The organism is Ruegeria sp. HKCCD6428, assembly GCF_013110595.1.
Taxonomy (GTDB): domain Bacteria; phylum Pseudomonadota; class Alphaproteobacteria; order Rhodobacterales; family Rhodobacteraceae; genus Ruegeria.
Genome location: NZ_WVQX01000002.1, coordinates 105238 through 129065 on the forward strand (window position 1 = coordinate 105238; position 23828 = coordinate 129065).

General features: G+C 58.4%; 21 protein-coding genes. 13 read left to right on the forward strand and 8 right to left on the reverse strand.

What is annotated here, in order from left to right:
- Positions 1-7 precede the first annotated feature (7 nt).
- Complete coding sequence (locus GS620_RS05855) at positions 8-1258, reverse strand: ABC transporter substrate-binding protein (RefSeq protein ID WP_171614593.1); 1251 nt, start codon at positions 1256-1258, stop codon at positions 8-10.
- Positions 1255-2178, reverse strand: coding sequence for an N-acetylmuramic acid 6-phosphate etherase (locus GS620_RS05860; protein WP_171614595.1), 924 nt, complete (start codon positions 2176-2178; stop codon positions 1255-1257). Before GS620_RS05860 ends, GS620_RS05855 begins: the two co-directional genes overlap by 4 nt.
- A gap of 158 nt (positions 2179-2336) precedes the next feature.
- Between GS620_RS05860 and GS620_RS05865 the strand changes: the two genes are divergently transcribed.
- From GS620_RS05865 to GS620_RS05885, 5 genes are all read left to right on the forward strand, one after another.
- On the forward strand, positions 2337-3224 hold the full coding sequence (locus tag GS620_RS05865) for a BadF/BadG/BcrA/BcrD ATPase family protein (RefSeq protein WP_171614597.1): 888 nt from the start codon (positions 2337-2339) through the stop codon (positions 3222-3224).
- The gene (locus tag GS620_RS05870; protein WP_171118052.1) at positions 3211-3966 is read left to right on the forward strand and encodes a GntR family transcriptional regulator; all 756 of its coding nucleotides are present in this window, start codon (positions 3211-3213) and stop codon (positions 3964-3966) included. Before GS620_RS05865 ends, GS620_RS05870 begins: the two co-directional genes overlap by 14 nt.
- 12 nt (positions 3967-3978) lie before the next feature.
- Positions 3979-5007, forward strand: coding sequence for an SIS domain-containing protein (locus GS620_RS05875; RefSeq protein WP_171614599.1), 1029 nt, complete (start codon positions 3979-3981; stop codon positions 5005-5007).
- The gene (nagA, locus tag GS620_RS05880; protein WP_171614601.1) at positions 5004-6137 is read left to right on the forward strand and encodes an N-acetylglucosamine-6-phosphate deacetylase; all 1134 of its coding nucleotides are present in this window, start codon (positions 5004-5006) and stop codon (positions 6135-6137) included. Before GS620_RS05875 ends, nagA begins: the two co-directional genes overlap by 4 nt.
- Positions 6138-6318: 181 nt before the next feature.
- Entirely contained in the window at positions 6319-7191 is an 873-nt protein-coding gene (locus GS620_RS05885) for a bifunctional allantoicase/(S)-ureidoglycine aminohydrolase (RefSeq protein WP_171614603.1), read from the forward strand.
- Here GS620_RS05885 and bhcR read toward each other — a convergent pair.
- Complete coding sequence (bhcR, locus tag GS620_RS05890; RefSeq protein WP_170345222.1) at positions 7169-8017, reverse strand: HTH-type transcriptional regulator BhcR; 849 nt, start codon at positions 8015-8017, stop codon at positions 7169-7171. The genes GS620_RS05885 and bhcR overlap by 23 nt on opposite strands.
- Before the next feature lie 169 nt (positions 8018-8186).
- Between bhcR and bhcA the strand changes: the two genes are divergently transcribed.
- The 4 genes from bhcA to bhcD all read left to right on the forward strand — a co-directional run bounded on the left by bhcA (position 8187) and on the right by bhcD (position 12618).
- The gene (bhcA, locus tag GS620_RS05895) at positions 8187-9377 is read left to right on the forward strand and encodes an L-aspartate--glyoxylate aminotransferase BhcA (protein ID WP_171614605.1); all 1191 of its coding nucleotides are present in this window, start codon (positions 8187-8189) and stop codon (positions 9375-9377) included.
- Positions 9377-10345, forward strand: coding sequence for a beta-hydroxyaspartate dehydratase BhcB (bhcB, locus tag GS620_RS05900; RefSeq protein WP_171615285.1), 969 nt, complete (start codon positions 9377-9379; stop codon positions 10343-10345). Before bhcA ends, bhcB begins: the two co-directional genes overlap by 1 nt.
- 27 nt (positions 10346-10372) lie before the next feature.
- The gene (gene bhcC, locus GS620_RS05905; protein ID WP_171614607.1) at positions 10373-11536 is read left to right on the forward strand and encodes a 3-hydroxy-D-aspartate aldolase BhcC; all 1164 of its coding nucleotides are present in this window, start codon (positions 10373-10375) and stop codon (positions 11534-11536) included.
- Positions 11537-11652: 116 nt separating this feature from the next.
- Positions 11653-12618: an iminosuccinate reductase BhcD gene (gene bhcD / locus GS620_RS05910; protein WP_171614609.1), complete on the forward strand. Its 966-nt coding sequence runs from the start codon at positions 11653-11655 to the stop codon at positions 12616-12618.
- A gap of 166 nt (positions 12619-12784) precedes the next feature.
- On the opposite strand, the gene GS620_RS05915 is transcribed toward bhcD, so the two are convergent.
- Genes GS620_RS05915 through puuE form a run of 3 tightly spaced genes read right to left on the reverse strand, consistent with a single transcriptional unit; the run spans position 12785 to position 16157 of the window.
- Positions 12785-14209 carry a uracil-xanthine permease family protein gene (locus GS620_RS05915; RefSeq protein ID WP_171614610.1) on the reverse strand — a complete coding sequence of 475 codons (1425 nt, stop codon included), beginning with the start codon at positions 14207-14209 and terminating at the stop codon, positions 12785-12787.
- A 53-nt stretch (positions 14210-14262) separates the two neighbouring features.
- Positions 14263-14748, reverse strand: a complete 486-nt coding sequence (locus tag GS620_RS05920; RefSeq protein WP_171614612.1) for an ureidoglycolate lyase — start codon at positions 14746-14748, stop codon at positions 14263-14265.
- Positions 14745-16157 carry an allantoinase PuuE gene (puuE, locus tag GS620_RS05925; protein WP_371809775.1) on the reverse strand — a complete coding sequence of 471 codons (1413 nt, stop codon included), beginning with the start codon at positions 16155-16157 and terminating at the stop codon, positions 14745-14747. The genes GS620_RS05920 and puuE overlap by 4 nt, the downstream gene beginning before the upstream one ends.
- Positions 16158-16303: 146 nt before the next feature.
- Here puuE and uraH point away from each other — a divergent pair, with 146 nt between their 5' ends.
- Positions 16304-16657: a hydroxyisourate hydrolase gene (uraH, locus tag GS620_RS05930; RefSeq protein WP_171118073.1), complete on the forward strand. Its 354-nt coding sequence runs from the start codon at positions 16304-16306 to the stop codon at positions 16655-16657.
- Between the two features lie 5 nt (positions 16658-16662).
- Here the strand turns inward: uraH and GS620_RS05935 are convergent, their stop codons facing one another.
- Positions 16663-17583, reverse strand: a complete 921-nt coding sequence (locus tag GS620_RS05935; protein ID WP_152460538.1) for a LysR family transcriptional regulator — start codon at positions 17581-17583, stop codon at positions 16663-16665.
- Positions 17584-17683: 100 nt separating this feature from the next.
- On the opposite strand from GS620_RS05935, the gene GS620_RS05940 reads away from it, so the two are divergent.
- Positions 17684-18916 (forward strand): urate hydroxylase PuuD, encoded by a 1233-nt coding sequence (locus tag GS620_RS05940; RefSeq protein ID WP_171614615.1) that lies wholly within the window; start codon positions 17684-17686, stop codon positions 18914-18916.
- A 53-nt stretch (positions 18917-18969) separates the two neighbouring features.
- Here the strand turns inward: GS620_RS05940 and GS620_RS05945 are convergent, their stop codons facing one another.
- Positions 18970-19872, reverse strand: coding sequence for a LysR family transcriptional regulator (locus tag GS620_RS05945; protein WP_171229400.1), 903 nt, complete (start codon positions 19870-19872; stop codon positions 18970-18972).
- Between the two features lie 155 nt (positions 19873-20027).
- Between GS620_RS05945 and xdhA the strand changes: the two genes are divergently transcribed.
- On the forward strand, positions 20028-21491 hold the full coding sequence (gene xdhA / locus GS620_RS05950) for a xanthine dehydrogenase small subunit (RefSeq protein ID WP_171614617.1): 1464 nt from the start codon (positions 20028-20030) through the stop codon (positions 21489-21491).
- A gap of 15 nt (positions 21492-21506) precedes the next feature.
- The gene (gene xdhB / locus GS620_RS05955) at positions 21507-23825 is read left to right on the forward strand and encodes a xanthine dehydrogenase molybdopterin binding subunit (protein WP_171614619.1); all 2319 of its coding nucleotides are present in this window, start codon (positions 21507-21509) and stop codon (positions 23823-23825) included.
- Positions 23826-23828 lie beyond the last annotated feature (3 nt).

Below are 23828 nucleotides of genomic sequence, written 5' to 3' on the forward strand. Positions count from 1 at the left end.
TCAGGTCTTACTGATGCGGTGCGTACCAGCTGGCCAGCCCGTCTTGCAGTTTCTTGCCCAATGCCTCGGGGCTTTCGGTGCCCTTGATGGCTGCAACGGATGCACCCCAAGTCTCGTTTTCGAGGTTGGGCGTGCCACGTGACAGGATCTGATAGGTCGAACGGATGGTGCTCTCGCACTCATCCCGCCATCCGACAATTTCCTTGGCAAGGGGGTCTTCCAGTTCAACCGGAGTATTGGACAGAGGGAAGAAACCGGGAACCGCATTGCCGAAAATGCTGGCGAATTGCGGGCTTGCGACCCAGGCCAGGAAAGTGCGGGCAGCCTCCTGGTTTTCACTGGCAGCGTTCAGACCGATGCCGATATCTGTATGGTCCGAGATATAGCAGGTGTCACCGGCATTTTGGACCGGCGGCTTGAAGGCGCCCATCTCAAAATCTGCCTGCGTGTTGAAACCTGCAATCTCCCAGCTGCCCGCCGGGTAAATTGCAGCGCGGCCCAAAGTGAACAGGTTCTGGCTGTCGGGATAGGTCTGCGCCTCATATCCGTCACCCAGATAATCGGCCCATTTCGCCAAAGTGGCAAAAGGCGCGACCCACTGAGGGTCGGTCAGATTCTGCTCGCCCCGGATCAATGCCAGACGGCCTTCTTCACCCTTCCAGTAGTTCGGGCCGATATTGTTATAGCCCATCGTTGCGGCTTCCCACTGGTCATTGGTGCCCATTGCCATCGGAATATAGGTGCCGTCTTCCTTGATCTTGTCCAACACTTCAAAGAATTCTGCCTCGGTGGTCGGAACCTCCAGACCCAGTTCGTTGAACGCATCCTTGTTGTAGATGAAACCGTGGATCACCGATGCCATCGGAACACAAAAGCTGGCCGACCCATCGTCTGTCTGCCACGCCGATTTGGCTACGTCCGAGAAATTGTCCATCGCATCCAGATCGGACAGGTCGGTCAGATGGCCCGCTTCGTACAGCGCCAGAGAAGCATCGAACGGGCGGCAGGTGATCAGATCACCGGCGGATCCGGCTTCCAGTTTGGAGTTCAGAACCGCGTTGTACTCCGCCGGGGCTGAAGGCGAGAAAACAACTTTGATACCTGGATTGGCCGCCTCGAATGCAGGGATGATCTTTTCCTGCCAGAGAGCGAGATCATCGTTGCGCCAGCTTTCGATCGTCAGCGTGGCGTCTTGTGCATAGGCGCTTGTGACCAGCGCCGTGCTCATCAGAGCCAGGCTCAGAACTTTGCGTTTCATTTGGTTTCTCCCAGGTTGCTATGTTCGTTATCTTCATTCAGCCGGTTCATCGCATGACGCAGACGGCCATTCGTTTTAGCCAGTCGCTTTTGTGCATCCTCTGCCGATGCGGCACCTGCGGCGAAAAGTGCCGCGCACTTAAGGTTCCCATCCGCAGCCCTCAGGGCATCATCAGCACGTTCAGGTGATACACCGGTAAGCTGGCACACGATTACGTTGGCGCGTGCGCGCAGTTTGTCATTGTCCGCCCGCAGATTGATCATCATGCCATCCTGAATATGCCCAAGCTCAATGGCCATCAGCGTCGACAATGTATTCAGGGCTATTTTCTGCGCAGTGCCGGCCCCCATCCGGGTTGAGCCCGAGATCAATTCCGGAGGGGTCGCAAGCAGAACCGCATGGTCCGCCAGTTGCAACAATTGCGAGCCCGCGTTGTTTGCAATCCCGATCACAGGCGTCCCCCGGTCGCGCGCCAGTTTTGCGGCGGCGACGGTATAAGGCGTGGTGCCGCTGGCCGAGACCGCGATGAGCGTATCATTGGCAACCATATCCGACACCTCTTGCGCCAGCCCATCAACAGCGTCCTCTACATCCCCCGGCATGTCTGCCGTGGTCGGCATTCCACCCGCCATATGAATACGGATCTGCTGCGACGGGATGGAAAAGGTACCGCCAAGCTCCAGCGCGTCCGAGGCCGCCATGAGGCCGGAAGACCCCGCCGCAATATACCGAAGCGTGCCGCCCGACCGGATCGTCTGGGCCATGGCCGTCGCCCCGCTGCAAATCGGGCCAAGCGCATCAAGCACTGCCGTTGCCGCTGACACCTGCGACCGCGCCAGCAGGCCGGCCACTTCGGCCAGCGGACGCGTATCAAGCCCATGCGCATCCTGATGCAATTGTTCTGTCGCCGGCGTAATCAAGTGATTCTCCCCCAAGAACTCTCGATATCATACCTTTTAAATACCATTAGTCTACCATTTATTTTTTTCCATATTTTTGGTTGATATAGCATGAAATTCGCCGCTTTGGTCGCAATTAGGACTTCAAAACACGTAAAAGGTATTATAAAGGTCTGTATATGGTAAAGTCATCAAAACCCATGTTCCTGGCCGCCGACGGGGGCGGAACGCGCTGCCGCGTCGCCGCTTTTGTCGATGGCAAAACACACAGAGTCGAAGTCGGCGCGGCAAACGTGTCCACGGATTTCAAGGCCGCCTGCATCGAACTGCGGCGCGGCCTGGAAGCTCTGGCCGTTCAGACGGGCCGTTCGCCCGAGGAGCTTGCGCAAGCGCCCTGCTATCTGGGCCTGGCCGGGATAACAGGTGACGCGATTGCCCGGAAACTTGCGGCGGCATTGCCATTTCGGCACGTCCGGATCGAAGATGATCGCGCAGCAGCTTTGCGCGGCGCATTGGGGGCCAGAGACGGGTTTGTCGCACATTGCGGTACCGGTTCTTTTGTCGCCATGCAAAGGGGTGGCACGATGAAGTTTGCCGGCGGGTGGGGCCCTGTTCTGGGCGATCAGGCTTCCGCGCAATGGGTTGGCAAACGGGCGCTGGCCAGGACGCTGGAGAACGCGGACGGCACGACCGGCCCTTCGGCATTGGCGCAGGATCTGCTGTCTCGATTTGGCGATGCCGCAGGAATTGTACGGGCCGCCGCCGACATGACGCCATCGGACTTTGGCGCCCTCGCCCCGCTTGTGACCGAGCTTTCCAATCGCGGGGACGACTTGGCCAGATCCATCCTGCGGGACGGTGCGGGCTATCTGATCGACGTGATGAAGAAATTGGGCTGGAACGTTGGCCTGCCCGTTTGTCTGACCGGCGGAATCGGCCCCCTTTACGCGCCGTACCTGCCTGCGGAAATGCAATCTGCTCTGGTCCAGCCCGCGGGCGATCCACTGTCCGGCGCACTTGCATTGGCACAGGCGTATCTGGAGGAAATCGAACATGAACATAGCTGATTTCCTGCGGCCCGAAGGATGGTTGGGGCACAGCTCGGGCCCGCGCTATGTACAGCTCCGTCAACGGCTTGAACAAGGGATCAAGGACGGCATCCTGCCTCCCAACAGTTCGCTGCCCCCTGAAAGAGAAATTGCCGAGATCACCGACCTGTCCCGTGTGACCGTGCGCAAGGCCATTCATGAACTGGTGCGCAAAGGTGCAATCGAGCAACGGCAGGGGTCTGGGTCTTTTGTTCGCGAACCCGTCGCGAAGGTTGAACAATCGCTGTCCCATCTGACATCGTTCACCGAAGACATGGAGCGGCGCGGGCTCAAGACGACCTCGACATGGCTGGAACGTGGGGTTTTCCTGCCATCCCCGGAAGAAATGATGGCATTGGGCTTGTCGGCAAATGAACAGGTCGCGCGTATCTACCGCCTGCGAGAGGCAGGAGGACGCCCGATGGCGTTGGAAAAAGCGGCCCTTCCGCTCGATATCCTGCCGAACCCCACCGAAGTGACGGGGTCGCTTTACTCTGTTCTTGAACAATCTGGTCTGCGACCGGTGCGCGCGATCCAGAAAATCTCGGCCATCAACCTCGAACCGCCCGAAGCAGAGCTTCTGGATGTTGCGGAAGGTACGGCCGGGCTTCGGATTCAACGCACCTCATATCTGCAAAGCGGGCGGGTCGCTGAATTGACCCGCTCGATCTACCGCGGTGACGCCTATGACTTTGTGGCCGAGCTGCGCCTGTCAAATTGAAAGCCTGGGAAAATGCCTGACACAACCACTCAGATGCGGCGCGAGATCGATGAGATTCCCGACGCCGTAGACCGCCTTCTGACCGAAGGTGCAGATTTGATCGCGCAAACCGCCAACGAGATCCGGGCCAGCGACCCGCGGTTCCTGATCTCGGTGGCGCGCGGATCCTCGGATCATGCGTGCAGCTTTCTGAAATATGCCTCGGAACTGCTGCTTGGTTTGCCGATGGCTTCGGTCGGACCGTCGGTGAAATCCATCTACGGGGTCGACATGCGGTGCGAGGATGCAATCTGCATCTCGGTCTCACAATCCGGTCAGAGCCCGGATATCGTGCAGCTCACGCAGTCGCTCACATCCGGCGGAGCTTACTCGGTTGCGATCACGAACAACCCTGCCTCTGCCCTGGCCGAGGCGGCTGCGGCAACACTACCCATTCACGCGGGCCCCGAACTGAGCGTGGCGGCGACAAAGACATTCGTGACGTCTCTGGTCGCCGGGTTGTGGCTGATTGCGCAGGTGAAGCGCGATGATCACCTGCTAGGCGCAATCCATGGTCTGCCCGAAAGCTTGTCGACCGCAATCGCCTGCGACTGGAGCGCCGTGGCAGACGCGGTTGATGGTCGCTCTTTGTTTACTTTGGGGCGCGGCCTGTCTTTGGCCATTTCCAACGAGGCCGCGTTGAAATTCAAGGAAACCTGCCAGATCCACGCAGAAAGCTATTCGGCGGCCGAGGTTCTGCACGGCCCGGTTTCCATCGTGGATCAGGGCTTTCCCGTGCTTGCTTTGTCGTCCGGGGATGCAGCAGAGGACAATCTGGCCGAAGTTGCAGACGCACTTGCGTCCAAAGGCGCTGTGGTTTTCGCCACAACTGGTCGCGTGAAACACGCCACAGAACTGCCGCATGTCCGGACGTCCCATTGGATGACGGACCCGATACCGACAATCGCCGCGTTTTACGGAATGGTGGAGAAGGTGGCCACACAACGCGGGATCGACCCGGACACACCACGCCATCTGAAAAAAGTGACGGAAACGGTATGACCAGTTCCACCATCACCTTTGCCGGCGGCCCGATCTTCGATGGCACTGAATTGCGTGACGGATATGCCGCACGGTTCAGAAACGGTGTGCTGGATGCGTTGGTCCCCTTGGATCAGATCGCGCAGGACGACCAGATCGAGGACCTGCATGGCGACATCCTCAGCCCCGGCTATGCTGATTTGCAGGTGAACGGCGGCGGGGGCGTGATGTTCAACGATGATCCATCGGTTCACACGCTGACCCAAATCGCCCGTGCTCATCGCGCGCTGGGTGCCACTCGCATCCTGCCAACCCTGATCACGGACACGGCCGAGAAAACCCGGGCCGCAATTGATGCCGCCATCAAGGCCGTTCAGACGGGTGTTTCCGGTATTGCGGGCCTGCATCTGGAAGGTCCGCACCTGTCTGAGCGGCGCAAGGGCGCACATGATGCTGCGTTGATCCGCCCGATGCAGCAAACCGATCAGGAAATTCTGATCGACGCTGCAAAACACCTGCCTGCTTTGATGGTCACGCTGGCCCCCGAAAGCACAACCCTGCAACAGGTTGAAGCACTGAAGCGCGCGGGGGTGATCGTCTCTCTGGGGCATACGGACGCGCCTTTTGAAACCTGCCTGGCGTTTTCAAGGGCCGGGGCGCAGTGCGCAACGCATCTGTTCAATGCAATGAGCCAGCTTGGCAGCCGTGAACCGGGACTGGTCGGCGCGGCTCTATCCTGCGGGTCGTTATCGGCGGGCTTGATCGCGGATGGCATCCACGTTCATCCCGATACGATGCGGATTGCCTGGGCCGCCAAACGCGGACCAGGGCGGATTTTCCTTGTCAGCGATGCGATGGCAGTCGCCGGAACGTCACTGAGCAAGTTTCAGTTGGAAGGACGCCGCATCCGGCGGGAAAACGGCAGGCTGACTTTGGAGGATGGCACTCTGGCCGGGGCAGACTTGTGCCTGACAAAGGCGGTGCGGGTTCTGACGGAACAAGCAGAGATCCCCGTTCAGGATGCACTCGCCGCAGCGACAAGCGTTCCGCTTGGGATGATTTCCGGTAAAAGCACAGGACTGAAATCTGACCTGTCGCAGGTGATACGGATTGCCCCGGATCTGTCCGGGGTCAGACCGGTGCAACCCTGACCCAATCCTCGTTGATCCGACCGGCTGCGCAGCGCGCGCGATGCCAATGCTGCATGCGTTTGTTGGCGGCCGAATTCTGATTTTTCAAATCTTCACGAATAGAGCTGTCAACTTTTTGCGGGTGGTCCGCCCCGATCCTTCGGCGCATATTTCAGGCATATGACATTTTTCAGGAGCATGCATGACCGCCAAGTATTATTCTCCACACGGTGGGCACCCTGGTCAGGAGCAATTGCTGACTGACCGCGCCGTATTTACTGACGCTTATGCAGTGATCCCAAAGGGAACGATGCGGGATATCGTGACCAGTTTTCTGCCGTTTTGGGACGACACCCGCTTATGGGTGATATCACGCCCGCTCAGCGGCTTTGCTGAAACCTTTTCGCAATACATCATGGAGGTTCAGCCCGGCGGTGGCTCTGACCGGCCCGAGACCGATCCCGAAGCCGAAGGCGTTTTGTTCGTGGTCGAAGGTACAGCGACCTTGACGGCCGACGGCGCGACCTACGAGCTGACACCCGGCGGCTATGCCTACCTGCCCGCTGAATGCAACTGGACCTTACGAAACCGAGGCGGTGAGACCCTGCGCTTCCATTGGATTCGAAAGGCTTATGAAGCGGTGGAAGGGCTTGACCGCCCGGACGTTCTGGTTCTCAACGAAAATGAGATCACGCCGACGCCGATGCCCGGAACCGACGGAAAATGGGCCACGACGCGCTTTGTCGACCCAAGTGATTTGCGGCACGATATGCACGTGACCGTGGTGACTTTCGAGCCCGGCGCCGTCATTCCTTTCCTTGAAACACATGTGATGGAACATGGTCTGTATGTTCTTGAGGGAAAGGCCGTCTACAGGCTGAACAATGATTGGGTAGAGGTCGAGGCCGGCGATTACATGTGGTTGCGCGCATTCTGCCCGCAGGCCTGCTATGCAGGCGGGCCGGGTAAGTTCCGTTACCTGCTGTACAAAGACGTGAACCGACATATGGCATTGCGGCCGGGGCCAGCGGCTTATCCGCAGCACCGGCGCCTCAGGACAGCGGCGCAGAAATAGTCCCGCCGATGGCCAGAGTTAACTGATGCGCCGCCTCGATGACGGGGCGGCTTAGGCGCACGATTTCGGCTTCGCTGACGCGGCTTGTCGGTCCGGATACTGAAATCCCGGCAACCGCCTCTCGGTTGGTATCGAAAACCGGCGCAGCGATACAGCGCATTCCCGCATTCTTTTCTTCATTGTCTATCGAGAAGCCCTGTGCCCTGACCTTGGCAAGATCTTCTTTCAGCGCGGTCGGGCTTGTAATCGACCGGTCCGTGAAGGCCCGCAGTTCCGTCTTGGCCAACAGCCGGTCCAGCCGATCTTCATCCATATATGCCAGCAGAGCTTTCCCGATGCCCGATGCGTGCATCGGAGACAGCGTGCCCGGAGGGAAAAACGCCCGGATGCTGGCATGGGTTTCCACCTGGCTCAGGAACAATACCATTCCTTCTTTCTCGACCCCCAGGTTTGCGGTCTCGCCGGTGGCCTCCATCAGCTTTCGCATCACGGGTCGGGCCCGGTCCACAAGGCTGGTGCGACGCAGGAAGCGCGAGCCGATCACGAACGCACGAGGACCGATGTGCCAGACCTGCTCGTCATGATCGAACTCGACAAGGCCCCTGCCCTCTAGTGTAACGAGAATTCGGTAAACTGTGGCGGGCGACTGGCCCATTTCGTCGGACAGCGCGGTCAACGCCTTGCCCTGCGCTTCACTCAGATACTCAAAAACTTCCATCGCACGGTCGAGAGATTTGATCGTGTTTTGCGCTGTCTTGTCGTCCCATCCCCGTGGTCTTCCACGGGCTCTTCTGCGGACTTCGCGAGTATTGTCTTGAGAATCCATAAAAACCCTTTGATCATTCGTGAAAGCCTAATTCATCATATGAAAAATATAAGACACTGACAATAATATATTAAATCTTAATAACCAAATTTTGAAAAGCATTTTCAAAAATATATCGGGCTGAGCGAGGGACGCTTATTGTGTGGTCAACGACGGAAGGAGACCATCCATGAGCTTTCAAAACCCCGTTTTCATCCCGGGCCCGACCAACATCCCGGAAAGCCTACGCAAGGCTTGCGACATGCCCACCATCGACCATCGCTCGCCGCTGTTCGGGCAAATCCTGCACCCCGCGCGCGCGGGTGTTCAGAAAGTCCTGAAAAGCAACAGCGCCGAAGTCTTCATCTTTCCGTCGACCGGAACAGGAGGCTGGGAGACCGCGCTGACCAACACCCTGTCGGCTGGTGACAAGGTTCTGGCGGCGCGCAACGGCATGTTCAGCCATCGCTGGATCGATATGTGCCAGCGTCACAGTCTGAATGTCGAGATCGTCGAAACCCCTTGGGGCGACGGGCTGCCAGCCGATCGTTTCGAAGAGATTCTGACCGCCGACACAAGCCACGAAATCAAGGCTGTTCTTGCCACGCATAACGAGACGGCAACCGGTGTGAAATCGGATATTGCCGCTATACGCAAGGCGCTGAATGCCGCCCGTCACCCTGCCATGCTGTTCGTCGATGGTGTTTCATCGATCGGGTCCATGGATTTCCGTTTTGACGAATGGGGTGTTGATGTGGCCGTCACGGGCTCGCAGAAAGGGTTCATGTTGCCTGCGGGCCTTGCCATCGTCGGGTTCAGCCAGCGGGCAATGGGTGCGACCAGCACAGGCACCCTGCCCCGCACCTTCTTTGACGTGCACGACATGGCGAAGGGTTATGCCAACAACGCCTATCCTTATACCCCTGCTGTTGGCTTGATGAATGGCCTCAACCAGGCCTGTGATATGTTGCTGAGTGAAGGTTTGGAAAACGTCTTTGCTCGGCATCACCGTATTGCCGAAGGAGTACGTGCCGCGGTGGGCGCGTGGGGGCTGGAGCTTTGCGCAGCGAACCCGTCGGTATTTTCTGACACCGTCAGCGCGATCCGCACGCCAAACGATTTCAACGCCACCGACATTGTAACACACGCGGCCGAAAAATACGGCGTTGCCTTCGGTGTCGGCCTTGGCGAAGTCGCGGGCAAGGTATTCCGCATCGGACATCTGGGAAGCCTGACGGATGTCATGGCCCTGTCCGGGATTGCCACCGCTGAAATGTGCATGGTCGACCTGGGCCTGAACATCCATCTGGGCTCGGGGGTAGCGGCAGCGCAGGAATACTATCGCGGTCATCCCGGTGCAGTTCAGAAGGACGCCGCATGATGAAGGACTGCAACATGTACATCCCGACCTACGAGGACATGCTGGCGGCACATGATCGGATCGAGCCCATTATCCGCCGCACCCCGGTCCGCACATCAGACTATCTGAACGAGCTGAGCGGTGCACAGCTGTTCTTCAAATGTGAAAACTTCCAGGAACCGGGTGCCTTCAAGGTGCGCGGGGCAGCAAACGCCGTGTTTGGCCTTGACGACGAACAGGCCAGGAAAGGCGTTGCAACCCATTCTTCGGGCAACCACGCCTCGTGCCTGTCCTATGCGGCGATGAAGCGGGGCATACCGTGCAACGTCGTCATGCCGCGCACAGCGCCGCAGGCCAAGAAAGACACGGTGCGGCGCTATGGTGGGAAGATCACGGAATGTGAGCCCTCCACCTCGTCGCGCGAAGCGACCTTTGCCGAGGTTCAGGCGGCCACGGGCGGCGATTTCGTCCATCCCTACAACGATCCGCGGGTGATTGCCGGGCAAGGCACCTGTTCGCGCGAGTTCATCGAGCAGACCGACGGTCTGGATGCAGTTGTCGCACCTATCGGCGGCGGTGGCATGGTGTCCGGCACCTGTCTGACACTATCGACGCTCGCCCCGGAAACCGCGATCATCGCGGCGGAACCGGAACAGGCCGACGATGCCTATCGCAGCTTCAAGGCCGGCCACATCATCGCGGATGACGCACCCAAGACGATTGCCGACGGGCTGCTGGTTCCACTGAAAGAGCTGACCTGGCATTTCGTGTCGAACCATGTCTCTGAAATCTACACGGCCTCAGAGCAAGAGATCATCGATGCGATGAAACTGACGTGGAAACACCTGCGGATCGTGATGGAGCCATCTTCGGCCGTTCCGCTGGCCACGATCCTGAAGAACCCGGACGCATTCAAAGGCAAGCGTGTCGGCCTGATCATAACCGGTGGCAATGTCGATCTGGACAGGCTGCCCTGGCTGAACGCGTGACATCAATCCCGACATAGGAATACGGAAATGAAAGATATGACCAATCTCGACGAATTCGAAGTAGGCTTTGACATTCCGGCCAAGCCCGGAATGGATGAAGCTGATATCCAGACCCCCTGTCTTGTGCTGGATCTCGACGCGCTTGAACGCAACATCAAGAAGATGGGCGACTATGCCAAGGCGCACGGCATGCGCCACCGCGTGCATGGAAAAATGCACAAATCGGTAGACGTGGCCAAGTTGCAGGAGAAGATCGGAGGCGCCGTGGGCGTCTGCTGCCAGAAAGTTTCAGAGGCCGAAGTGTTCGTGCGCGGCGGCATCAAGGACGTTCTGTTGTCGAACCAGGTGCGTGACCCCGCCAAGATCGACCGTCTTGCCAGCCTGCCAAAGCTGGGCAGCCGCATCATCGTCTGTGTCGATGATCTGGACAATGTCGCGGATCTTTCAGGCGCAGCGGTGGATCACGGAACACAGTTGGAGGTCTTCGTCGAAATCGACTGCGGCGCTGGCCGGTGCGGTGTGACGACAACATCCGACGTGATCGAAATCGCCAAAGCGGTCGAAGCCGCCGAGAACCTGAAATTCACCGGCATTCAGGCCTATCAGGGCGCAATGCAGCACCTCGACAGCTATGAGGCGCGCAAGGAAAAGCTCGACACCGCAATTTCGATGGTAAAAGACGCGGTTGAAGGCCTCAAAGCCGAAGGCATCGAATGCGAATTGGTCTCGGGCGGCGGCACCGGCTCATATTACTTCGAATCCAACTCGGGCGTGTACAACGAACTGCAATGCGGGTCCTACGCCTTCATGGACGCCGATTATGGCCGGATCCTGGACAAGGACGGCAACCGGATCGATCAAGGCGAGTGGGAAAACGCATTCTTCATCCTGACCAGCGTCATGAGCCACGCTAAGGCGGACAAGGCGATCGTCGATGCGGGCCTCAAGGCGCAATCGGTGGACAGCGGTCTGCCCGTTATCTTCGGCCGAGATGATGTCGAGTACATCAAATGTTCGGACGAACACGGCGTCGTGATGGACCCGAACGGTGTGCTGAAGGTCAACGACAAGCTCAGGCTGGTTCCGGGGCACTGCGACCCAACCGCAAATGTACATGATTGGTATGTCGGCGTTCGCAACGGCAAGGTCGAGACCGTCTGGCCCGTATCCGCCCGCGGACGCGCTTATTGATCCGAACTTGCTCTGTTTGGGAGGGCTGGCTCGGAAGCAGCCAGACAGCCGCCCGCGTGTATGCTCTCCTTCCGGCGGTGGCACGCGGGCGCACGAATGTTTGATTGGAGAATGAAATGCTGATCGTACCCGAGCGTGAGATCGCTGACCTTATGACCCGACAAGCGGCTTTTGACGCGGTCGAACAGGTCTTTGCCGCAATGGCGTCCGGCGACGCCTACAACTTCCCTGTCGTGCGTGAAGCCATCGGGCACGAAGATGCACTGTACGGCTTCAAAGGGGGGTTTGACCGCGCCGGCCTGACGTTGGGACTGAAGGCGGGCGGCTATTGGCCGAACAATCTGGAAAAACGCGGGCTGATCAACCACCAGTCCACCGTTTTTCTTTTCGACCCCGACACGGGCAAGCCATCTGCGATGGTCGGCGGGAACCTTCTGACGGCCCTTCGAACGTCGGCAGCATCTTCGGTATCGATCAAGCATCTCGCACGCAGGGACGCCAAGGTCATAGGCATGATAGGCGCTGGCCACCAGGCAGCCTTTCAGCTTCGCGCGGCACTGGAGCAGCGCGCCTTTGAAAAGGTCATTGGCTGGAACTACCACCCTGAAATGCTGCCGAATATCGAGAAGGTCGCCAATGAAGCCGGCGTTCCGTTCCAGGCGGTCGAGCTTGACGAAATGACTGAGGCGGATGTGATCATTTCGATCACTTCGGCCTTTGCGCCATCGCTGATGGCGAACCATGTCAGCGCCGGAGCTCATATCGCCTGCATGGGCACGGACACTAAAGGAAAACAGGAAGTCGAAGCCGCCCTTCTGGCCAGGGCAAGCGTGTTCACGGACGAAGTCGCGCAATCCGTCAGCATCGGTGAAGCGCAGCACGCGGTGGCCGAAGGCCTGATCCAAGAAAGCGATGTGGCGCAGCTTGGCGCGGTCATCAACGGCACCGATCCGGGCCGGATATCAGACAATCAGATCACGCTGTTCGATGGCACGGGTGTGGGCCTTCAAGATCTTGCGGTCGCCGCGTCCGTGGTTGACCTCGCCGTTCGGAAAGGGGTCGCGATCGAGGTCGATTTCTGAAGCCAGACGGCGACACCTTCTTGGGCATTGTCTCGGCGGTCCTTTTGGGCGGAGAGCTTTTGACAGCAGATCTCCATTAAATGGTGACCAAAAAATGAAACGCGGCGCGCCAAGGCGCGCCGCTTCATGTTTTTTCCAGGAAGATCAGTGTATCAGGCCGAACGCATCAGACGTGGTCGTCTTGCTCGATGGACCCAAGACCATGTCCGGCCATGCCGCCCGAGACCTCTTCCGTCGCTTCGTCGGAAAGTTCTTCGGGAAGCACCAGATTCAATACAATGGCGATGACGGCGGCGGGCAGGATTCCTGATGTCGCCAGAACCTTCAATGTGCCGGGCAAGTATTGCAACGCGTTGGGTTCCAGCTGCAAACCCAGCCCAAGGCTCAGGGCGATTGCAAAAATCACCATGTTGCGCCGGTTCCAGTTCACGTCCGACAGCATCGAGACCCCTGCGGCAACAACCATGCCGAACATCACGATCACGCCGCCGCCAAGAACCTCGATCGGAATGGACGAGATTATCGCCCCGATCTTGGGAATAAGCCCGCAAACGATCAGGAAAACCGCGCCGATGGTCACGACCATGCGGCTCATGACTCCGGTCATGGCAATCAACCCGACATTCTGGCTGAACGACGTGTTGGGCAGCGCCCCAAACAGGCCAGAGATCGCAGTACCAAGACCATCTGCATAGGTCGCGCCCTGTATTTCCTTGTCGGTGGCTTCTCGGCCAGCGCCCCCTTTGGTGATACCGGATACGTCCCCAACGGTTTCAACGGCGGAAACAAAAGACATTGCACAGAAACCGATGATGGCCGCGACCGAGAACTCAAGACCAAAATGCAGGGGGTTCGGCAGAGCAAAGGATGCCGCGTTGCCGACGTTGCCCAGATTCACTTGGCCAAGCAGGAAGGCCACGGCGTATCCGACCAGCAGTCCGATCAGAACCGCCGACACCGACAACATGCCCCGGGCAAAGAATTTCAGGCCAAGCGTGACCACGATTACGGTTCCGGCCATGAACCAGTTCAAACCCGAGCCATATTCCTCGGTACCTATGGCGGGCACACCGCCGGCGGCATATTGAATGCCGACTTTGACAAGGGCCAGGCCGATCATGGTCACCACAAGGCCCGTAACCAGCGGCGGAAGAGCAAAGCGAATACGTCCAATGAACAACCCGAGGAATGCGTGGAACAATCCACCAACAACGATACCGCCCATCAGAACGGCAATGGCGTCGACGCCCTTTCCAACCACCAGCGGGATCATGATCGGGATGAAGGCAAACGATGTTCCCTGTACGATCGGCAACCGGGCACCGACCGGGCCTATGCCAACAGATTGAAACAACGTGGCGACGCCCGCGAAGAACATCGACATCTGGATCATGTAGATCATCTGCGGGAAATCGGGGCTGTTCGAGCCAAAGCCGAAACCGGCCGCACCGCAAACGATAATGGCTGGCGTGACGTTGGACACGAACATCGCCAGTACATGCTGGATTCCAAGCGGCACCGCCTTCAACAGCGGCGGAGTATAATTCGGATCGCGGAGTTGTTCCGGCGTTCCGATGGATGCATCTGACATTTGGTCTTTCCTCCCTTGAGGTTCGCAGCCGGCTCCTCTTCCGGCAACGCGCCTCATTCTGTGATTTCAAAAACCTCCTCGAACCAATGCTCTTCGAGGTTGGGCCCGGCCCCAATTCGGTCGACCACCGCAAAAAGTCCGGGCGCATGAAGCGGGGTCAGAACGCCATGCCAGGTGTTGCGATGATAATTCACTCCCTGTCCGGGCGCTGTTTTGAAGGCGATGGGCCGCCCGGGTGTTCCGTTTTCATCCGGGGCCACAACCACGACAAATGGCTTGTCCGACAAAGGCAAAAAGGCTTGGCTGCCATCCGGATGGCGTTCAACCATTTCCAACTTGATCGGCAGGCTGAAGGCTTCGGACTGAAACACACTGATACCCGCGCGCCCATCGTGGAAATCCAACACGGCCCGGTCGTGATAGCGGGCGCATTTACCCTGATTAATAAGCTTGTCCACCTGGCCAGCCGCTTCGATGACATCGCCGAAAGGTGCAAATGCCTCTGACGTCAAGGGGCGGAGTTTCAAGGCAGCCGTCATTGCGCGAACTTCTCGATCAGGCGCAATTCGGCAATGCGCTCGACCTGATGGCAGGCTTCGGCAAATTCGCTGTCGCGGTCATTGTCGATGCGACGGCGAAAGGCTTCCAGAATGCTGGCTTTGGTGTTGTCTTTGACGGCAATGATGAAAGGAAAGCCGAACTTGGTCGTGTAGGCTTCGTTCAACGCCGTGAACGTTGCGCGTTCTTCATCGGTCAGCATGTCCAGACCCGCACCGGCCTGTTCCGCGGTGCTTTCCTTGGTCAGGCGGCCGGCGGCGGCCAGCTTGCCCGCCAGGTCCGGGTGGGCTGTCAGTACGCCAAGGCGCTGCTCGGGCGAGGCGGAACGGAACACACGCGCCAGCGCGTTGTGGACACCAGCGGCATTGTCATGCGTCGGGCCCAGTTCCAGTTCATACGCACCTTCGGCAATCCACGGGCTATGCTCGAACACGCCGCCGAATTCCAACACGAAGGTTGGTCGATCCATTTCGGACGGGGTCAGCCGTTGCACCGGTGGGTGTTCCCTGGCCCAGTGGTCGGCAATCTGCTCGCGCGTTGCGAACCAGACACCGTCGTGGTTTCTGAAATAATCAAGTGCGCGTTTCAGCGCCATGGCGCGACCCGGGCGACCGATCAGACGGCAGTGCAAACCAATCGAGAACATCTTGGGCGCGCCCGCCTCACCCTCGGCATAGAGCAGGTCAAAGCTGTCTTTCAGATAGCTTTCGAATTGTTCCCCATTGGTGAACCCAGCCTGGATTGCAAAGCGCATATCGTTGCAGTCCAGTGTATAGGGCATGATCAGTTGATCCTTGCCCCCTGCCTTGATCCAGTATGGCAGATCGTCGGCGTAGCTGTCGGCGATATAGGCAAAGTCGCCTTCCCTGGCGGCCAGTTCGACCGTATTCATCGAACAGCGGCCGGTATACCAACCACGGGGCGGCTGACCTGTAACCTCTGTGTGCAGGCGGATTGCTTCGCGGATCTGGGAACGTTCTTCTTCTGCGCCCATGTCCTTGTGTTCAATCCACTTCAAACCGTGGCTGGCGATCTCCCAACCGGCATGCTTCATCGCCGCAACCTGTGCAGGTGCACGCGCCAAAGCAGTTGCAACACCGTAGACTGTAACAGGCAGATCCTGCAAAAGGCGATGCACGCGCCAGAACCCCGCGCGGCTGCCGTATTCATAGATCGATTCCATGTTCCAATGCCGTTGCCCCGGCCAAGGGGCGGCTCCGGTGATCTCGGACAGAAACGCTTCGGATGCGGCATCGCCGTGCAGAACGTTGTTTTCACCGCCCTCTTCGTAATTCAGCACGATCTGAATGGCGATTTTGGCGTCGTTCGGCCAGTTTGCTTTGGGAACTTGCCCACCGTAACCGGTCATGTCTCGTGGATAAGGCTTCACATCGGTTTCCTTCTTCTTGAATTGATCAATACCCCAGATAATCAAAGATGTTTTTCAAAAAATGCAGAAAGCAGCTTCCCGCAGACTGCCTTTGCTCCTGGATGCGAAATCAGACTAGTAACTGTATAACTTGAGGAGTAGCGCAAATGACCGGTTACCTTACAACACATGTTCTGGATACGGCCCGGGGGTGCCCCGCCGAAGGATTGAAAATCGAACTGTTCCGCATTGAAGGTGCAGACCGCCAGTTGCTGAAAACTCTGGTCACCAATGACGACGGCAGGACCGACGAACAAATTCTGCCCGAAGCAGAGTTTTCAACAGGTGACTACGAACTTGTCTTCCATGCCGGGGATTACCTTGATGCCTGCGGCACACCACCTGAAAACCCGCGCTTTCTGAACGTCATCCCGATCCGGTTTGGAATGTCCGAACATTCGCATTACCACGTGCCTCTGCTGCTTTCGCCCTTCGGGTACTCGACCTATCGCGGCAGCTGAGCGACCTACCGGGCCGTATTTGCCGCCGCAATCGACGACCCGATGCGTTCGATTATGAATTCCATGAAAAGCCGCGTTTTTGGGTCCTGCATACGGCGGTGCGTAAACAGACATGCCATCTGAATCGGTTCTGGCGGCGTCTTTTCCGCCACCGGAACCAGTGTCCCGGCCTTGAGATGTTGAGCGATCTCAAAAATCGGCTTCAACGCGATACCATGTCCGCCAAGGGCCCAGTCTGTCAGCACGTCGCCATCGTCTGACTCGTAGCGCCCGGAAACCCGGAACCGTTTTGGCCCCGTATCGGTCCTCAAGAGCCATTGAAACTCGGTCGCGCCCGGGAACCGCAAATTGAGACATTCGTGCTCATCAGCGATCAACGCGTCCCCGCTTTCGGGCATCCCGCGCTTTTTGATGTATTTCGGGGATGCACAAAGCACTCTTTCGACATCCGCGATCTTGCGAATACGCAGGTTGCTGTCCTCTGGCTGACCAAGAAAAAATGCCAAGTCCAGACCTTCGGTTGTCAGATCTACCTTTCGGTCGGTAAGCCTTAACCGAACGTTCACCTCGGGGTACTCGGCAAGAAACTTCGGGACCTGCGGCGCAATCAACCGACGCCCGACCCCCAAAGGCGCCGCGACATAGAGTGACCCTTTCAGGTTTTCGGTAAGATTGACGATCTGGGCTTCGGCACTTTCGACTGCTTCTAGGATCTCTGCCGCGCCACGATAGAAAGATTTTCCCTGCTCGGTGGGGGTCAGGCTGCGTGTCGTGCGTTGGAACAAACGCACGCCAAGATGCTCTTCCAATTGCGATATACGCGCCGACGTGACGGCTGGCGAAACCCTCAGATCACGGCCCGCGGCGGACATGCTGCCCAATTCATAGACCCGGACAAAGGTTCTGATGTTATCAAGGTAGGACATTTTTTTGCATTTTTTGATACTGCTTGGTCTTTACCAGCAATACCAGAACAAAACACACTCGCATAGAGTAACCGGAAGAAAGAATCTTAGGAGCAAAGCCATGTATGACTTGGCCGTGATGTGGGAGTGGATCGCCTTTTCCGTCCGCTGGCTGCATGTGATCACCGCGATGGCGTGGATTGGGGCGTCATTCTACTTTATCGCGCTGGACCTCATGCTAAAGCCGAACCCAGCCCTGCCGGACGGGGCCTACGGCGAAGAATGGGAAGTACATGGCGGCGGCTTCTACCACACCGTCAAATATCTGGTTGCGCCCTCACGCATGCCCGAGCACCTGACCTGGCACAAATGGCAGAGTTACACGACCTGGCTGTCAGGTGCGGCGTTACTCATGATCATATACTGGGTCGGGGGCGAGCTGTTCCTTCTGGATCCAACCAAAGTGGACCTGGCGCTGTGGCAGGGGATTCTGATTTCCGGCGGATCACTGACCATTGGTTGGCTGCTCTACGACCAGATGTGCAAATCCAAGCTGAGCGATCACCCGACCGTTCTGATGCTGCTTTTGTTCGTGATCTTGGTGATCATGTCCTGGGGTTACAACCAGATCTTCACCGGTCGTGCCGCGCTTTTGCATCTTGGCGCCTTCACTGCGACGATCATGACGGCCAACGTGTTCTTTCAGATCATGCCGAACCAACGGATCGTGGTCGAAGACCTCAAGGCCGGTCGGACACCTGATGCCAAATACGGCAAGATCGCCAAGGTACGATCCACGCACAACAACTATCTGACTTTGCCGGTCGTGTTTCTGATGTTGTCGAACCACTATCCGCTTGCTTTCGGCACCGAGTATTCCTGGATCATCGCCAGCCTGATCTTTCTGACGGGCGTCACCATCCGTCACTATTTCAACACGATGCACGCAACCGGGAAAGGCCCGCACTGGACCTGGGGCGTGACGGTTCTGCTAATGGTCGTGATCGCCTGGCTGTCGTCGGTGAGAAACACCGAGACATGGGAAGACGCCGAAGCGCGCGAGCTGACGCCATACGAGCAGAAATATGCGTCCGCCGCGGGCTTCGAAGACGCCTATGACACGGTCTTGGGCAATTGCTCGATGTGCCACGCCCGCGAGCCGGTGTACGGCACCATGAAATGGGCCCCGAAGAAAGTTTACCTTGAGACACCCGGCGATGTCGCCCGACATGCTGACCAGATCTATCTGCAAGCCGGGATCAGCCACGCAATGCCGCCACCATCAGCAGTGCAAATGGATGAAGAGGCACGCCAAACCCTCATCGCATGGGTGCGTGAAGTCAGAAACCAATAGTCGCCTGCGCGCGAAACCATGACAGCGAACCGGGCCGTGATGCCCGGTTTTCTTTATGCGAAAAAGCGTTTGCTGTGTTGCGCGATATGTTCGACAAACAGGCGCACCTTGGGATCTTGCAGCTTTTTGTGCGGATAAAGACACCCGAAAATCGTTGGCAAGGGGGGCGTCTCGGGCAGGACCTCGACCAGCCGCCCATCCTCGAGAAACTCCCGCACGTCAAAGCGCGGCTTGTTGACGATCCCACGACCGGCCAAGGCCCAGTCGGTCAGGACATCACCATCATCCGCGTCATATTTACCGCCAACTTCAAGCTTTCGCGGTCCCATGTCAGTGCGAAGGGTCCAATAGTATTCCGGAGACCTTGGATAACGCAGCAACAGGCAGTTATGGGGCATGTGCAGCAAATCATCCGGTGTTTTGGGCGTCCCAAACTGCGACAGGTAATCGGGCGAAGCGCACAGAACACGATCACAATCCGCGAACTTCCGCAGTTTCATGGTTGAATCGCCGGGTTCACCAATGAAAAAGGCGATATCCAGACCGTCGGCCAGAATGTCTACCTTGCGATCAGACAGACGCATGCGAATCTCTGTTTCCGGGTAGCGGTCAGAAAATTCCGGCACCAGAGGCGCAACGATTCTGCGCCCGACACCCAAAGGCGCGGTGATGCGGATCGCCCCCCGAGGCGCGTCGGAAAAGCTGGCGACACGCGCTTCGGCGTGATCAAGCGCCAGCAGGACCGCCTTGGCTTCATCGTAGAAAACCGTCCCCACTTCGGTTGGTGTCATCGACCGGGTGGTTCGGTTGAACAGCCGCACACCCAGATGGTTTTCAAGCTCTTTCAACCGTTTGCTGGCCACCGCCGGGGTCAACCGAAGATCACGCCCGCCAGAGGTGATGCTGCCCAGCTCCATCACTCGGACAAAAACACGCAGACTTTCGATGTAAGACATTGGATCCTCCCAGCAGCGAAAGAATGCGCCATGGCCCCATCTTTTTCAACGATCTGTTGAAAGTATTTGCCGTTTGCAGCGATTTTCCACCTCAATCTTTGCTCCTATGGTTCCACTGACCACCCTCCGGAAGGCAGGGGCAGAGGGAGAATTCCATGACGCATCGCACCGACATCCGATTTGTCCTGAATGGCCGGGACGTGTCCGTCGCAAATGTTTCGGCAGACCAGACGCTTCTGGATTTCCTGCGGCTGGACCGCCGGCTGACAGGTACCAAGGAAGGCTGCGCCGAAGGCGACTGCGGTGCTTGCACCGTTCTTGTCGGGCGGCTTGGTGACGCTGGTCTGACCTATGCTCCGGTCAATGCCTGTATCCGGTTTCTTGCCTGCGTCGATGGCTGCCATGTGGTCACGGTTGAACACCTGTCCGGCCCCGATGGTCGCCTGCATCCCGTTCAACAGGCGATGGTCGATCACCATGGCAGCCAATGCGGGTTCTGTACGCCGGGCTTCGTCATGGCCCTCTATGCGCTTTGGATGCAAACTCCGAAACCGACCGAAGTGCAGGTTGAAACCGCATTGCAGGGCAACCTGTGCCGCTGCACCGGGTATGAGCCGATCATCCGAGCGGCCATTGCCGTCAGCCGCTACGGCACCCCGGCATCTGATCATCTGAACACCGAACGCGAAACCATGACCGCGCGTCTGGCGGCCCTGAAGGACGGGCGGCGCGTGGTCTCCGGACCCGAAAACAACCTGAGCATTCTGCCATCCAGCGTCGATGATCTTGCCGAATGCCTGCAAGCATATCCAAACGCAACGATCGTGGCCGGAGCCACCGATGTGGGCCTGTGGGTGACCAAGTTCCTGCGCGACATTGGCCCCGCCATTTTCACCGGTCATCTCGAAGACCTGAAAACAGTCGAAAGACAGGGGTCTCTCCTCCTGATCGGTGCCGGCGCCAGCTACACCGATTGCCAGGACCTTCTGTCTGAACACCTGCCACACCTGTCCTCCTACTGGGATCGCATCGCAGGGTGGCAGGTGCGGAATTTGGGAACCGTCGGTGGAAACATCGCCAACGGCTCACCCATCGGGGACACGCCGCCGGTTCTTATCGCGCTTGGCGCGGAAATCACTCTGCGGCGCGGTTCCGAACGCCGAACCCTGCCTCTGGCTGACTTCTTCATCGACTATGGCAAGCAGGACCGTCTGCCAGACGAATTTGTCGAAAGCATCCGCGTGCCCCTGCCCCGACCCGATGATCTGGACGCGGCTTACAAGATTTCCAAGCGCCGAGACGAGGATATTTCTTCCGTGGCCGCCGGACTGCACATGAGCGTCACAGACGGGATCATCAGCGATGTGCGCATTGCATTCGGGGGCATGGCCGCCACGCCTAAACGCGCATCGACAGCCGAGGCGGCGCTGAACGGCCAACCCTGGGCACGCGAAAGTTTCGAAGCCGCCGCTGAAGCGCTGGCCGAGGATTTCTCACCTCTCACAGATTGGCGCGCATCATCGGACTATCGGATGCTGACCGCCCAAAACCTGCTGCGCCGGTTCTTCCTTGAAAACGACCACGCAACCGACACCCCCGTTCAACTGACTTGTGCCTGATCAGGAGACGACAACATGAAAGACAACGTTTCCATCATTGGATCGGCTCACACCAGTGTAAACCATGACAGTGCGGTCAAGCACGTCACAGGGCAGGCCGACTACACGGACGACATTGCGCTGCCACAAGGCGCGCTGCACGCGTATCTCGGCGTTTCAGACGTCGCGCACGCCAAGCTTCTGGGTATCGATTTCAGCGACGTTCTGGCAACGCCCGGCGTGGTCGGTGTGCTGACCGCTGATGACGTGCCGGGGGCCAATGATATCAGCCCGACCCACCTGAACGACGAACCGGTTTTCCCGACCGACGCCATACAATTCCACGGCCAGCCGTTGTTTGCCGTGATTGCCGAGACCCGCGACATCGCGCGCCGCGCTGCGGAACGGGCAAATATCGAATACGAAACCCTGCCCCACGCGTTGGACCCGATCACCGCGCAGAAAGCAGGATACCCGCATGTCACAGCGCCCCTCAAGCTGGAGCGGGGAGACGTGGCACCGGCTCAGGCGGCCGCGCCCAACCGGATCAAAGGCCGCATGAGCGTTGGCGGTCAGGATCACATGTACCTTGAAGGTCACATCGCCTTTGCGATTCCCGGCGAAGACGACGACGTGGTGGTGCATTGCTCGACCCAGCACCCGTCCGAGGCGCAGCACATGGTGGCGCATGTCCTTGGGGTGCCGTCCAATGCGGTCGTGGTCAACGTCCGTCGCATGGGTGGGGGGTTTGGCGGCAAGGAAAGCCAGATGAACCTGTTCTGCGCAGTGGCGGCCATGGCTGCCAAAAAGTGGAACCGCGCCGTCAAAATCCGCCCCGACCGGGATCAGGACATGACCGCAACCGGCAAACGCCACGACTTCGTGATCGACTATGATGTCGCCTTTGACGATGAAGGTCGCATTCAGGCGGTCGAAGGCAGCTTTGCCGCGCGCTGTGGCTTTTCGGCAGACCTGTCCGGCCCCGTGACCGACCGGGCGCTTTTTCACGCGGACAACGCCTATTTCTATCCGAATGTGCGTCTGAACAGTCGCCCGATGAAGACCAACACCGTATCGAATACCGCGTTTCGTGGGTTTGGCGGCCCGCAGGGCGTGATCGCGGCGGAACGGATGATCGAAGAAATCGCCTATGCCACGGGGCAGGATCCGTTGGATGTGCGCAAGTCCAATTTCTATGGCACCACGGACCGCAACGTGACCCCGTATCACCAAGAGGTCGAAGACTGCATTCTCGACCGGCTGGTCGGAGAGCTGGAAGAGACCTCGGAATACCGCCAGCGCCGTCAGGACATCATCGCGTTCAACAAGACATCGCCGGTTCTGAAAAAAGGCATAGCGCTGACACCGGTCAAGTTCGGCATTTCTTTCACTGCGACCTGGTACAATCAGGCCGGTGCGCTGGTGCATGTCTATAACGACGGGTCGATCCACCTGAACCATGGTGGCACCGAAATGGGCCAGGGTCTGAACACCAAGGTTGCTCAGGTCGTGGCCGAGGCCTTCCAGGTCGATTTCAACCGGATCAAGATTACCAAGACGACGACTGAAAAAGTTCCCAACACCTCGGCCACTGCGGCGTCCAGCGGGACCGACCTGAATGGCATGGCGGCGTTGAACGCAGTCGAACAGATCAAGGAACGTCTGGTGAAGTTCGCATCCGAGACCTGGAACGTCTCGCCAGAGGAAGTGGTCTTCCACGCCAATCAGGTGCATATCGGCCAAGACGTTCTGGCCTTCGATGCATTCATCAAACAGGCCTATCTGGCGCGCGTGCAACTGTCGGCGGCCGGGTTCTACAAGACGCCAAAAATCCACTGGGACCGGGCCAAAGGACAAGGCCGCCCGTTCTATTACTTCGCCTATGGTGCGTCCTGTTCAGAGGTCGCGATTGACACACTGACCGGTGAATACCGCGTGGATCGGACGGATCTGCTGCACGACGTCGGACGTTCGCTGAACCCTATGCTGGACAAAGGTCAGGTCGAAGGCGCATTCATTCAAGGTATGGGATGGCTGACCACTGAAGAGCTTTGGTGGGACGATGCCGGCCGCCTGCGCACCCATGCTCCGTCGACATACAAGATCCCGCTCGCGTCAGACCGCCCGCGCATCTTCAACGTGAACCTTACCGATTGGTCGGAAAACCGCGAGCTGACCATCAAACGCTCCAAGGCCGTCGGTGAGCCGCCGTTCATGCTGGGAATTTCGGTGTTCGAGGCCCTGTCGATGGCCGTTGCCTCGGTCGCTGATTACCGGGAATGCCCCCGCCTTGACGCGCCGGCCACGCCCGAACGTGTGCTCATGGCCGTCGCGCGGCTGCAAGCCGGGTCCTGAGCC